The organism is Fodinibius sp. GM108 (assembly GCF_058386985.1).
Genome location: NZ_JBYEIR010000002.1, coordinates 598066 through 611620, shown reverse-complemented (window position 1 = coordinate 611620; position 13555 = coordinate 598066). Strand labels below are relative to the sequence as shown.

The 13555-nt window shown below is 42.0% G+C and carries 14 protein-coding genes; 3 read left to right on the top strand and 11 right to left on the bottom strand.

From position 1 onward, the window contains the following. Positions 1 to 3: 3 nt before the first annotated feature. The 10 genes from fabF to ACT3ID_RS05855 form a co-directional block, all read right to left on the bottom strand. Positions 4 to 1248 carry a beta-ketoacyl-ACP synthase II gene (gene fabF / locus ACT3ID_RS05900; protein WP_491541070.1) on the bottom strand — a complete coding sequence of 415 codons (1245 nt, stop codon included), beginning with the start codon at positions 1246 to 1248 and terminating at the stop codon, positions 4 to 6. A gap of 27 nt (positions 1249 to 1275) precedes the next feature. After that, positions 1276 to 1515 (bottom strand): acyl carrier protein, encoded by a 240-nt coding sequence (locus ACT3ID_RS05895; protein WP_491541069.1) that lies wholly within the window; start codon positions 1513 to 1515, stop codon positions 1276 to 1278. Positions 1516 to 1654: 139 nt separating this feature from the next. After that, the gene (gene fabG, locus ACT3ID_RS05890) at positions 1655 to 2404 is read right to left on the bottom strand and encodes a 3-oxoacyl-[acyl-carrier-protein] reductase (RefSeq protein WP_491541068.1); all 750 of its coding nucleotides are present in this window, start codon (positions 2402 to 2404) and stop codon (positions 1655 to 1657) included. Positions 2405 to 2588: 184 nt separating this feature from the next. Then, positions 2589 to 3476 carry an ACP S-malonyltransferase gene (gene fabD, locus ACT3ID_RS05885; RefSeq protein ID WP_491541067.1) on the bottom strand — a complete coding sequence of 296 codons (888 nt, stop codon included), beginning with the start codon at positions 3474 to 3476 and terminating at the stop codon, positions 2589 to 2591. Continuing rightward, positions 3476 to 4471 (bottom strand): beta-ketoacyl-ACP synthase III, encoded by a 996-nt coding sequence (locus tag ACT3ID_RS05880; protein ID WP_491541066.1) that lies wholly within the window; start codon positions 4469 to 4471, stop codon positions 3476 to 3478. Before ACT3ID_RS05880 ends, fabD begins: the two co-directional genes overlap by 1 nt. Positions 4472 to 4486: 15 nt before the next feature. After that, entirely contained in the window at positions 4487 to 5470 is a 984-nt protein-coding gene (gene plsX, locus ACT3ID_RS05875; RefSeq protein ID WP_491541065.1) for a phosphate acyltransferase PlsX, read from the bottom strand. Positions 5471 to 5491: 21 nt separating this feature from the next. Further along, positions 5492 to 5671 carry a 50S ribosomal protein L32 gene (rpmF, locus tag ACT3ID_RS05870; protein WP_491541064.1) on the bottom strand — a complete coding sequence of 60 codons (180 nt, stop codon included), beginning with the start codon at positions 5669 to 5671 and terminating at the stop codon, positions 5492 to 5494. Between the two features lie 15 nt (positions 5672 to 5686). Further along, a complete protein-coding gene (locus ACT3ID_RS05865; protein ID WP_491541063.1) occupies positions 5687 to 6202 on the bottom strand; it encodes a YceD family protein in 516 nt (171 codons plus the stop codon). 45 nt (positions 6203 to 6247) lie between these two features. After that, positions 6248 to 6916, bottom strand: coding sequence for a deoxynucleoside kinase (locus ACT3ID_RS05860; RefSeq protein ID WP_491541062.1), 669 nt, complete (start codon positions 6914 to 6916; stop codon positions 6248 to 6250). Then, positions 6913 to 8211, bottom strand: a complete 1299-nt coding sequence (locus ACT3ID_RS05855) for a glucose-6-phosphate isomerase (RefSeq protein WP_491541061.1) — start codon at positions 8209 to 8211, stop codon at positions 6913 to 6915. The genes ACT3ID_RS05860 and ACT3ID_RS05855 overlap by 4 nt, the downstream gene beginning before the upstream one ends. A 504-nt stretch (positions 8212 to 8715) precedes the next feature. Here ACT3ID_RS05855 and ACT3ID_RS05850 point away from each other — a divergent pair. The 3 genes from ACT3ID_RS05850 to ACT3ID_RS05840 are packed head-to-tail and all read left to right on the top strand — an operon-like array spanning position 8716 to position 12853. Continuing rightward, positions 8716 to 9735: a polyprenyl synthetase family protein gene (locus ACT3ID_RS05850; protein WP_491541060.1), complete on the top strand. Its 1020-nt coding sequence runs from the start codon at positions 8716 to 8718 to the stop codon at positions 9733 to 9735. Positions 9736 to 9747: 12 nt separating this feature from the next. Continuing rightward, positions 9748 to 10539, top strand: coding sequence for a UDP-2,3-diacylglucosamine diphosphatase (locus ACT3ID_RS05845; RefSeq protein ID WP_491541059.1), 792 nt, complete (start codon positions 9748 to 9750; stop codon positions 10537 to 10539). After that, positions 10532 to 12853, top strand: a complete 2322-nt coding sequence (locus tag ACT3ID_RS05840) for a penicillin-binding protein 1A (RefSeq protein ID WP_491541058.1) — start codon at positions 10532 to 10534, stop codon at positions 12851 to 12853. The genes ACT3ID_RS05845 and ACT3ID_RS05840 overlap by 8 nt, the downstream gene beginning before the upstream one ends. 267 nt (positions 12854 to 13120) lie before the next feature. Here ACT3ID_RS05840 and atpC read toward each other — a convergent pair whose 3' ends face one another. Continuing rightward, the gene (atpC, locus tag ACT3ID_RS05835) at positions 13121 to 13546 is read right to left on the bottom strand and encodes an ATP synthase F1 subunit epsilon (protein WP_491541057.1); all 426 of its coding nucleotides are present in this window, start codon (positions 13544 to 13546) and stop codon (positions 13121 to 13123) included. Positions 13547 to 13555 lie beyond the last annotated feature (9 nt).

The following is a 13555-nucleotide window of genomic DNA, read 5'->3' as shown; positions in this document are numbered from 1 at the left end:
TAATTACTCTTCGAACTTTTTAAAGACAAGCGTAGTATTGTGTCCACCAAATCCGAAAGCGTTATTCAGAGCATATCTTACATCACGGACTTCAGCCTCGTTGAATGTATAATTTAGATCACACTCCGGATCCGGAGTTTCAAAATTAATGGTGGGTGGAATCATACCGTGATAGGTAGTCAATACAGTAGCAAGAGCTTCCATCGCCCCTGCAGCTCCAAGTGAATGGCCGGTCATTGACTTTGTGGAGTTATGATTAATTTCATAAGCATGATCTCCAAACACTTTTTTGATAGAGTTTGTCTCAGCGATATCACCGAGTGGTGTAGAAGTGCCATGCATATTAATGTGATCCACATCTTCTGTTGTTATACCGGCAGAATCCAACGCCCGATTCAATGCAAGAATAACACCTTCACCGTCGGGATCCGGTGCGGTAATATGATGAGCATCCGCAGAAAAACCATATCCCACAATTTCGCCGTATATTTGTGCACCACGTTCTTTAGCATGCTCAAGTTCTTCGAGAAATAATATTGCCGATCCTTCACCAAGTACAAAGCCATCTCTGTCTTTGTCGAATGGTCTTGATGCAGTCTGGGGATCATCATTGCGCGTAGACATAGCCTTCATAGAAGTAAAGCCCGCTACTCCGATACGTGAGATCGGAGCCTCTGAACCGCCGGATACGGCCATATCGCACTGCCCCTGCTGAATCGAATCATAGGCCAAAGCAATGTTATGCGAACCGGTTGCACAGGCTGAAACCGCGCAAAAGTTTGGGCCTTTAAATCCATACTTAATCGAAATTTGCCCCGCTACCATATCCGGAATCAGCTTAGGTATAAAAAATGGAGATACACCTCTGGGGCCGTGTTCATGAAATGAAATGGATTGATCATAAAAAGTGATCATACCTCCGATGCCCGTTCCTACAATTACGGCTACATCATCTCGATTGATGTTATCCAGATTAAGCCCCGTATCTTCGATGGCTTCGTCAGCAGCTATAAGAGCATACTGACACACCTTGTCCAGACGGCGAGCCTCTTTGCGATCGAAATAATCAAGCTCGTCATACTCAGGGATTTGGGCCGCAAATTTTGTAGGAAAGTCTTCGGTATCGAAATGTTCTATCGGTTCAGCACCACTCTTTCCTGATACTAATCCATTCCAGAAATCAGGTGCCGTCTTACCTACAGGGGTAAGGGCACCGATTCCGGTAATGACTACTCTACGATTTGACATGCTAAAGGGTTTAGCGTATAAATTGGATTAACTTACTTTCTCTTGTAGATATTCTACAGCGTTACCGACAGTTGCAATGTTTTCTGCATCTTCATCAGGAATGCTGATATCAAATTCTTTTTCAAATTCCATAATGAGCTCAACAGTGTCAAGAGAATCAGCACCCAAATCATTCGTGAAATTTGCATCATGGGTTACTTCTGATTCATCAACACCTAACTTGTCAACGATAATTGTTTTTACTTTTGATTCAACGTCTTGTGCCATAACTATTTATTTAGCTTGTTTTTTGTTAATTAAAATTTAATTTAGAGCTAACTGCCATAAAGTATGGGCTGAAAATACAATTTAAATTAGTAAAAATACACATCCCATTATTGCTTAAACAGATGTGCCATATTAAACCTCACATGCCCATACCACCATCAACACGAATTGTTTCACCGGTAATGTAAGAACTGAGATCAGAAGCTAAAAACAATACCGTATTTGCCACTTCTTCTGCATCACCAGCCCGGTTTAAAGGAGTTTCTTCTTTTATAGCTTCTAAAACTTTTTCATCAAGTTCATCGGTCATTTCTGTGGTTATATACCCCGGTGCTACTACGTTGGCGCGGATATTACGGGAAGCCAATTCTTTTGCATATGATTTCGTAAATCCTACGATACCCGCTTTTGATGCTGCGTAATTACTTTGTCCTGCATTTCCACCGAGCCCTACAACAGAACTGATGTTAATAATTGATCCGCCCCGATTCCGCATCATCGGCTTTGTTACAGCTTTACTGTAATTGAAGATGCTTTTTAAATTTGTCTCTATAACCTGATCCCAATCATCTTCGCTCATGCGCAGGATCAAATTATCACGGGTGATGCCGGCGTTATTGACTACGATATCCAGCTTTTCCCAATCGTTAGTGAGATCATTTATAACTTTTTCTGCTGCATCATAGCTGGCGGCATCAGCTTGAATCGCTTTCGCTTTACGTCCTTTGGCTTCGATTTCTTCTTTAACCTCATTGGCCGCATCTTCAGAACTTCTGAAAGTGATAGCAACATCGGCTCCGTAACCAGCTAAAGTTAATGCAATAGATCGACCGATTCCACGGCTGCCGCCAGTGACCAATGCTGTTTTCCCTTCAAGTGATAAACTCATAATTAATCCACTAATTTTAAAATGTATTTTCACACCCCCCCGTCTTTCGGGTAATCCACTCGAAAGTCCCCTTCAAGCCTGTCCTGACTACTGTCGGTGATGGGACTATTCTTGCCGGAGTGAAATTATATTTGCCAAAACTTTAAACCAAAAATCATCCTGTTGTTAAGCTATAAAGAAACATTTATTGATAGCCATCGATTTTTACATCATCAAGAGTACGCTTGACCAACCCCTGTAAAACATTGCCCGGGCCCACTTCCACAAATGAGTCGGCCCCATTTTCACTCATATTCTGCAATGTTTGTGTCCATCGCACAGGGTTAAGCAACTGGTTTAACAGATTCGATCGGATTTCTTCAGGATCTGTTGTCGGTTCAGCAGTGTAATTACTATAAATGGGACAATTCGGGGTGGAAATTTTCAGCGATTCCAGTCCTTCCTTCAAACCATCATAAGCAGATTGCATTAGTGAAGAATGAAAAGCACCACTGACAGGAAGCATTTTTGCCAAACGACACCCTTCTTCTTTTAATAATTCCACGGCTTTCTCTACGGCTTCTTCATCACCGGAAATAACTATTTGTCCGGGACAGTTATAATTTGCCGCAATCACTTCCTTGCCGACTTCATCAGTTGCTTGCTTGCAAATACGTTCTACAACTTCATCATCCATTCCGATAACTGCAGCCATTGTGCCGGGATTATCTTCTCCGGCCTGTTGCATAAGCTCACCGCGGCGGCGCACAATTCGCAAAGCATCCTCAAAACCGACTGCACCACATGCTACCAAGGCAGAAAATTCCCCCAGGCTGTGCCCGGCAACCATATCAGGATTGGCATTCAGCGTATTAAACAACGCCACTGAATGCAGAAAAATGGCAGGCTGTGTATATTCGGTTTGTTTTAACTGCTCTTCGGGACCTTCAAACATAATCTGCTTAAGATCAAAGCCAAGCACTTTATTGGCCCGATCTACATACGAGGCAAACTCATCATTTTCCTCATAATGAGATTGTCCCATTCCAACAGATTGTGAACCTTGTCCCGGAAACAAATAAGCTGTACTCATTAACTATTCCCCCATTTTAGATATATCGATCCCCATGTATAACCGCCGCCAAAAGCAGCAAGAATCAAATTATCACCATGTTCAAGTTTGTCCTGCCAATCGTAAAGACAAAGCGGTATTGTTGCGGCCGTGGTATTACCGTATTTATCAATATTTACCATCACCTTTTCATTGTCTAACCCCATTCTATTAGCTGTAGCATCTATGATACGCAAATTGGCCTGATGCGGTACCAGCCAGGCTACATCATCGGCTGTCAAATCATTTTTCTCCATGATCTCTTCTGAAACATCGGCCATACCCACTGTTGCCTTTTTAAAAACTGTTCGTCCATCTTGCTTGGCATAGTGCAGGCGATTTGCCACCGTTGCTTTTGAGGCCGGATTCAAACTTCCCCCGGCAGGCTGATATAACGCCAAATCGGTATCCCCTTCAGTATGATGGATATAATCAATAATTCCGGTTTCGTCCTTTGAGGGTTCAAGTAATACTGCTCCGGCACCATCTCCAAATAAAATGCAGGTTGAACGATCGGTATAATCGACAATGGAACTCATCTTATCTGATCCGATAACTAAAACTTTCTCGGCACGTCCGGATTCAATAAAATTTGCCCCCGTAGTAAGAGCGTATAGAAAACCAGAACATGCTGCTGAAAGATCAAAAGCATAAGCATTGCTGGCACCGATCTCCTCTTGAACCAGACATGCTGTAGCAGGAAACAGATAATCAGGCGTAACCGTAGCAACGATAATAGTATCAACTTCATCCGCCGAAATACCACGCTGTTCCAATATTTCTTTAGCGGCTTCAGCTCCCATAAAGGCTGTAGCCTTATCTTCGTCTTTCAGAATGCGTCGTTCTTTAATCCCCGTTCGGGTGCGAATCCATTCATCATTTGTCTCCACCATCTCTTCAAGATCGTGGTTTGTCAATATATTTTCAGGCAGGTAATGACCTACCGCTGTTACTGCTGCACGTTTTGTTTCCGCCATGTAAGGGAGAGTAATTTATTTAAGAGAAGCTACGATTTTTTTATTAATATCGTGATCTATACACTTTGCGGCATTTAAAACCATATTTTTTATAGCTAATGGTGAACTACTACCATGCCCGACCATACTTAGACCATCTACACCTAAAAAAGGAACACCACCAACCCGTTCAGGATCAAATTCTGCAAGAGACGTTTTTAAAACTTTTCCGACCAGTCTGGCTTCATCAGAACTGAGCTGCATCTTTTGCATTCCCTTTTTAATAAACACTTCAAGAGCATCAGGGATTGATTCTCCGAATTTGAGCAAGATATTACCAACCAGACCATTACAGAGGAAAACGTCGGCTTTTCCAGAAAAAATATCCCGACCTTCTACATTGCCGATAAAATTTGATAGCCCTTGTAATTTTTCAAAGGCGTTCTTTAAATTTTTAGTCCCTTTTTCTGGTTCTTCACCAACATTCAACAGCCCTACTTGTGGATCTTCAATATCCATAATTTCGCGGGCATAAATACGTCCCATTTCTGCAAATTCAAGATACATTTCGGGGCGAACTTCCAGATTGGCCCCTGCATCCAGCACAAGACGTGCTCCTTTCACTGTGGGATATATAGCCGCTATTGTAGGGCGGCTAACCCCTTCAAGCTTGCCCAATAGAAAGGTTGATGCAGCCAGTAACGCACCGGTATTGCCTGCACTCACAAATGCATCGCATTTACCGGCTTTCTGCATCCCCAGCCCCTTTACAATAGAAGAGTTTTGTTTGGTCTTTACTGCTTGAGCAGGAGACTCATCCATCCCAATAATTTCCGGGGCATGTTCTACCAGCAGACGTTTTTGATCGTAATCATAATCAGAAAGCTTTTCATTTATCATATCTTCAGGGCCGACGAGTATAACGGTAAGACCAGATAATTCATCGACAGCCTCGACAGCACCCTCTACAGGACTGTCGGGATAATGATCGCCCCCTGCGGCATCTACAGCAATGATCATGAAGAAGAGATTAGGATAAAATTACTTGTTCACATCTAAGATTTGCCGACCGCGGTAGAAACCACATTCTTTGCAAATATGATGATAACGATGAAAAGCTCCACAGTTATCACACTCCGCTAATTGTGGTTCCCCGATTTTGTGGTGTGAACGCCTTTTTTGTGTTCGCGATTTAGAATGTCTGCGTTTAGGATGTGCCATTATGTAATAGTGTTTCTAATTATTCTTCAGTTCCTTTAATTTTTCCCACCTCGAATCTGCGATCTCGGTGTCTTCATCTTCTTTAACATTACCAAACGACTTCGTTTCGAAATCTTTTGGGTTTCCTTCTTCATCCAAAAACTTCGGATGTAACTTCTTAATTGGAATATTCAGGAAAATAGTATCGCGGACCTCGTCTTCGACATTTAACGTATTTGTTGAAAAATCAAAGCGTCGTACGGCCCCGTTTTCATCTTCTTTTTCTTCCTGAACATCTACCTTAAATACAACCTCGTAATCTGAATCAACCGGTTGTATGTAAGACTCCAACGAACGATCGCATGTCAATTCCACATCCGAATCTACGTGGAAATTAACCCGAATAAAATGGAGGGCCCGATAAAACTGCAGATGGACTTCTCCGCCTCTAAACTCGTGGGGAGATAGATCCAGATCCTCCTCGGTTAAACCAACAACTTGCTGGCTTTCTCCCTCGGGTATTTCAACAATGTTAAATTCAAGTTTTGACATAATCTAATAGTGCGCAAAAATATGAATATTTGAATTTACCTGCAATCAATTAAACAACCCAAAAAGTCGTTGTTCAACCAGTTCAATAATTCGCCCCAAATCTTCGTCATTATTGACAAAGTCGAGATCATCAGTATCAATTATCAGCTTTTCATGTGGATAACGCTGTATCCAGTCCTCGTACAAACGATTCAATCGTTCTAAATATTCTATTCGAATGGTGTTTTCGTAGTCGCGTCCCCGCTGCTGAATTTGCTGAACAAGTGTCGGAACCTGCGCACGAATATAGATAAGCAAGCTCGGTTCTTGCAGATAATTTGTCATCTCTGTAAACAACGCCTGGTAATTTTCAAAGTCTCGATCGCTCATCAAACCCATTTCATGCAGGTTCTTGGCAAAGATTTCGACATCTTCATAGATCGTACGATCCTGAACGAATTTCCCCTCCTTTTCAAGCATCTGTTTTTGATGACGAAAGCGGCTGGATAAGAAATATATTTGCAGATTAAAGCTCCACCGACGCATATCTTCATAAAAATCCGACAGATAAGGATTATCATCGACCGATTCATAAAATGGCTCCCACCCAAAATGCTTAGCCAACAACCCGGTCAATGATGATTTGCCGGCCCCGATATTACCCGCAACAGCAATAAACTTTAAATCGTCTGATTCTGTATCGTCTGGTAAATGACTATTAATGTCTTCACTCATTCGCCCTTTGTTTTTTCTAATAATTGATACATTTCTCTTTTATAATCTTCGACGCCCGGCTGGTTAAACGGATTGACCCCCAAACAATAACAATAAATAGCCGTCACCAACTCATAAAAATAAATAAACTCACCTATATGTTGTGCATTCAGTTTTTCCATTGTAACCACAATACAGGGTATACCACCATCAACATGTGCCTGGAGCGTTCCCTGAAAAGCATCTGTGTTGATACCATGAAAGGACCGTCCGGCCAAATAGTTAAGTCCGTCATGATCGCCGGCAGTTTTACCAACGTTAAAATCTTTTGGTGCAGTTTCGATCCGAATAAATGTTTCTATCATCGTACGAGGACCATCCTGCAAAAACTGGCCAATGCTGTGTAAATCGGTCGAATACCCCGCTAAAGCCGGAAACATGCCCTTGCCGTCTTTACCCTCACTCTCACCAAATAGCTGCTGCAGCCAGCCGCCCAGCGCTTTCAGTTGCGGCTCGAATGATGTAATTACATCTACAGTCTTATCCTGTTGAAAGAGTGCATATTTTAATGCGGCATAATTCAGTGCGGCTTCCGGATCATTTTCCAGCTCTTCAAATTTAGAAACGGCCTCATAAAAAAGAGTACGAATATCAATGCCAGCCACAGCAACAGGAAACAGACCAACCGGTGTTAATACAGAAAATCGACCACCTACATCATCGGGAATTACAAATTTCTTGTATCCGTGTTCATCAATCAGCTTATTGAGTGCTCCTCCCTTGTCACTGGTGGTACAGATAATACGATCATTCACATCTTCCGGAAAATGGTCGGTCATCCACTTGCGAATGACCCGGAAAGACAAAGCGGTCTCGAGTGTTGTGCCCGATTTTGAGATCACATTTACAAACACACTTTTGGGCTCACCTTCGGCATTAGGCTCCTCTAAATATGAAAGGAGCTCTTTCACATATTTACCACTCATGTGGTGACCAGCATACAAAATTTCGGGTCCGTCGCCCCCAAAAAATGAAGATAATGCTTCAATGACAGCCCGTGCTCCTAAATAAGATCCCCCGATTCCACAGACGATGAAAACATCAGCCTGTTCGCGGATCGTATTTGCCAACCGGTCAATCTGCTCCAGCTCGGCATCATTAGGATCTGCAAGCAGTGTCCGCCAACCAAGCCATTCGGCTCCCTCTCCACTTTTACTTTTTATAAGCTGCAGAGATTTTTCCGCTTCCTGAAAAGCCTGCTCAAATTCATTATCTGTCAAAAACGATTTAGCCCTGCTTAAGTCTGCCTTAATCATTTTCCCTCAATAATTGTATGGATTTACATTACAACCCCATGAAAATTCAGCAATAATTAAAGCTGAATATTACCTAAAATCCAAATTCGTGAGATCTTTTAGAACTCTTTGTTGTTATATTTGCGAAAATGTTAAGAAAGGTTATTCTAAAACGAGATTCCAGTTAATTTTTGACAGATGCTAAGAGGTTGTTTTTCAGAATAAAACTCCCGCAGATCGATGGTCAGCTGACAACTGATAGTTGATAGCTTCGATCCTCGCAGAACGACTACAAACTTTTTTGATTTCAATAATCATTAACTACTGAAGTTCTTTAAAAAATCCTGCAGATAAGATATCCCTGATAATTAAATACTAATTTTATATCCATTAAAAAAAGGATGTGGAGAAGGTCATCACAGACAAGTATATTAAAGGCTTCTTCACGATGTTTATTTAAAAAAGCATTCTGGAGATTTGATTCGTATTCATCTCCAATCCGGAAGAAACCTTTTTACCAGGTAGATGATTGATACTCAATTAGAACAAGCTACAAATTTTAAAAGGAAGGACAAGAAAACGCTGGGTGAAATTACCAGCCCTGTTTCGGACAACCTTCGCGAATTCCGCTCTTTCTATAAAGAATCACTGCGGACAGATGTTTTTGTACTGGATAAAATAGTTCAATACCTGCTCCGACAAAAAGGAAAAGAAATTCGCCCTACCCTGGTATTTATGTCGGCCCGCCTTTTCGGGGATATCACCGAACGCAGCTATGTTGCTGCAACGATGATTGAACTGCTTCATACTGCTACCCTTATTCATGATGATGTAGTTGATGAGGCGGAAGTAAGACGTGGTTTTTTGAGTATTAATAAAGTGTGGAAAAATAAAGCCGGTGTTTTATTGGGAGATTTTTTGCTTTCAAAAGGACTACTTACCGCGTTGGATTATGAAGAATTTAAGTTATTGAAAGTACTTTCTGACGCTGTCAAAAAAATGAGCGAGGGTGAGCTTCGCCAGTTTAAGGCAGCAAGCCTCTTTAATATGGATGAAGAATATTACTTCAAAGTAATATCAGAAAAAACAGCCAGCCTGATAGCAGCCTGTTGCGAATGTGGTGCTATTTCAACATCCGATAACCCGGATATCCATCAAAAAATGTATGACATTGGGTTGAACACCGGTATTGCTTTTCAAATTCGCGATGATCTGTTTGATTATGGAGTAGATGACATCGGAAAGCCCAAACGAAATGATATCCAGGAACGAAAAGTAACGCTTCCTTTTATTAAGGCACTCGATAAGGCTTCACTGATGGAAACAATCCGCTATCGTCATCTTATGCGCAAACGTAAAAAAAGCAAATCTGATGTCGAGAAGATCGTGCAGTTTGTCCATGACAAAGGTGGTATAAAGTATGCCGAATCTATTATGAATGATTATGCCGGCCGGGCACTGGAAAAACTATCAACTCTTCCGGCTTCAAAAGAACGAGAGTCATTCGAAGACCTCATCAAATTTATTATTGAGCGAAAAAAGTAGTCGTACTTTTTGATGAATGCCCCTGTATTAAAACCTCCCATTTTATTCATCTCTGATGTCCATCTGGGAGCTTTTTCAGATGAAGAAAACAGGCACATAGAATCAGATCTTATCCAGCTGATTAACTATTGCCAAAAAAACAAAATCTACATTGCCATACTTGGTGACCTCTTTGATTACTGGATGGAGTATCCCGATTATGTTCCCAAACTGGGAAAGGAACTTTTGGACAGGTTTGAGGAATTTAACAAAAAAATGGGGCCGACACTTTACATCACGGGTAACCACGATAACTGGACAAGACAACATCTATGGGAACGAGGCTTTTACCTGGAACATGAATATTATTCCTTCTCACTGAATAGCTTTAATATAATGACCTTACATGGAGACGGTCTTGCAAATTCAGAATTTAATCTGAATAGACCACTTCTTCATCGTATATTACGTTCCGAGCGGTTTATAAAAATTTTTCAAACAATCTTACCCCCCGAGACAGGAATTGGGGCTATGAAATATTTTTCCCGTGTAACACGCCTGCTGGATTGGAATAGAAATAAAGAAGAAAAACTGAACAGCTGGGCAAAAAAAGTAATGGCCGAATCTGATATTGATATTATTCTCTGCGGACACGATCATATTCCGCGTAAGAAACAGTTATCTTTCGGAACTTTTATAAATTTAGGTAGTTTTTATAAATACCGAACGATGGCTTTTTATAATAATAATGCTATTTCTCTCGTTTCGTGGAGTGCGGGGAGCCATTCTATAACCCAATTTGAGGCAAACAATCTAAATGAGTAATTCAGATTTTGACAATGATATGGATCGTTATTTTAACGATCCGGAATATCGGCGCAAAAAAGCCAATGAACAGAATGGTAAATCTGATGGGAATAAGGGCTCGTTTTTCTCTGGATGGAGCCATCAGAAGAAAAAGATATTCCAATGGGCAGGCATAATAGCCGGTATCTTAATTCTCTTTGTAACCGGCTTTACTGTTTACCTTTTTCAGGGACTCCCCTCCATTCAAGAGCTTGAGAACCCTGATACAGCTATCGCTTCAGAAGTCAAAAGTCGCGATGGTGTTGTTCTGGAGCGTTATTATACGGAAAACCGCACCTATGTACCTATCGAAGAAATTTCTCCACATGTGGTTAACGCACTGATCGCAACCGAAGATCATCGTTTTTACAACCATTGGGGCATCGATATGGTGCGCACACTGGCTGTACCCTGGCATCTACTGAATGGACGTATACAAGGCGGATCAACGATAACACAGCAGCTTGCACGTAATCTCTATAAAAAGATTGGACGTGAATTTTCGATTATCCGCAAGATGCGAGAAATGATTACTGCCATTGAAATCGAGCAGAACTATACCAAGCGCGAAATTATTGAGATGTACCTAAATACCGTAGAGTTTCCCAACAGCGCTTTTGGTATCGAGTCTGCTGCACAAACTCACTTCGGGAAAAGTGCTAATGATTTGAATATTTCTGAGGCAGCAACACTCGTAGGAGCACTAAAAGGGGTATATTTGTATAATCCCCGGATAAATAAAGAAAGGGCTCAACAGCGTCGAAATGTTGTTATGATGCTATTGAGCCAGCATGGATTCATTAATGAAACGGTCTATCAAAATTTGAGGAATGAACCGATTGTCTTGGATTATCATCCGCCATCAAAGTCGGGACAGGAAAATCGGTATTTCGGCGAATATATTCGGAGGGAAGTACAAGAGTGGACCTCTGAAAATGGCTATGACCTGGATACGGACGGACTGACAATCTACACGACTATCGATTCACGACTGCAACGATATGCTGAGCAGGCTCTGAGAACGAAGCTCGATTCATTACAGACCATCTACGAAGACGAATGGACTTCCCCTGGTGGCGAATATATGGATGAATTTTGGGAAAAGTATCCCGGCTTTCTTAAAGAATTTATCCGCCAGACAGATCGATACAAGAATGCTTTTTCAAGATTCAACACCGATCAGGAGTCGGTTGTCTTTGACACACTTATGGCCGACAGTGCCTTTGTGGATTCGGTAAAACGGGCCGAAACAAGGCTGGAAGCCGGATTCGTCGGAATTAATCCCAGCAATGGAAATATTTTGACCTGGGTGGGCGGATCTGATTATGGAGATGTACAATTTGACCACGTCTATCAATCAAAACGACAAGCCGGGTCAACTTTCAAACCATTTGTATATACAGTAGCAATTGATAACGGCTACAAACCATACCATAAATTCTCCAAATACCCGAGTGTATTCTACAATCGTTCCGGCGAAGCCTGGAAGCCTAAAGATCCGCAGATTCCATCTGGACCAAAGATGATACCTCTGCGACAGGCTTTGGCCCGCAGCTTGAATAATGTAACCGTACGACTACTTCCGGAACTGGCAGGTGCACCGAATACCACGCGCCTCGAAGATCTGGAACCGGCTGCGCGGAAAATTAAACAGATGGCATCGAATTTGGGTATCGATATGTCTAATACTCCTCCCTATCCATCTATTGCTTTGGGCACAGCCGAAGTATCACTGCTGGAGCTAGTAAGTGCTTACACCACATTTGCCAATAAGGGTGTGCATATAGATCCCATTGCAATTACACATATTGAGGATAAGGAAGGAAATATCATAAAAGAATATCATCCCGAATATCAACAGGAGGTTATCAGTCCTGAGACTGCTTATATGATGGTAGATATGATGCGTGGAGTAATCCGCGGTGGGGAAGGCTATCACGGTACCGGTGTTCGACTTCGCAATGTATATAATGTCCGTCAGGATGTTGCCGGCAAAACCGGGACAACCCAAAACAGTGCCGACAACTGGTTTGTAGCAATGATGCCTCACATCACGATGGGTGCCTGGGTGGGGGGCGAAAATCGTATGATTCGTTTTCCTCAAGATACTTATATCGGACAGGGAGCTCGGTCGGCACTGCCTATTGTGGGCGACTTTATCAACCGGGCTACCGACGATCCTGAAGCGCCCTGGAGCTATGAACCCTTCGAATCGCCTCCAGGCTTTATAATGCCTGAAGATCCCGATAGTGTAGATCAAGGTGAAACCGGCACCGGACGTATCGGGTGGTAAGGAACACCGATTACGCTGATTTACCTGATTAATATCTACTTTCATCAACAATACCTTCTTAGGCCTGTCAGCTAATTCACTTACAATACCTTTCTGCAAAACATTCAAAGTAACGTCGACGCATAGTAAAATCTTTCCAAAGGTATCATGAACTAAATTTCAATTCTTTTACTATATAACTTTTGAAAGGCTATAAAAATAATAAAGGCGATCTCCCCGAATGAGAGATCGCCTTTAAGAAATTATCAAAATGTATTATGTATAAAGCTATTCTGTTTGAGTAGTTGTTGATATATCAGCCGATAGCTTGATACGGTTTTCTGCACGGTCCAGCGCCTTTTCTGCCCGCTTTTTGTCGATGTCAGAATCTTGCGATTCCAGACGTTTACGGGCTCGTTCTTTAGCTCGTTTGGCGCGCTCAACATCAATTTCCTCAATCGGCTCAGCGGCTTCGGCAAGCAGTGTGAGTTTATTATCCACTACCTCAACAAAACCACCGGTAACAGCAAACTGCTTTTCTTCACCGCTAGCTTTGCGGATAAGAATATCTCCTACCACTAAAGATGAAATAATGTTTGCGTGAAGAGCTTTGACTTCGAAACTACCCATTTCACCGGGTACACGTACTCCGGTTACCTCACCATCAAAAAGTGAACCTTCCGGAGTTAGAATTTGAGCTTGAAAACTATTCATTGGCTACCT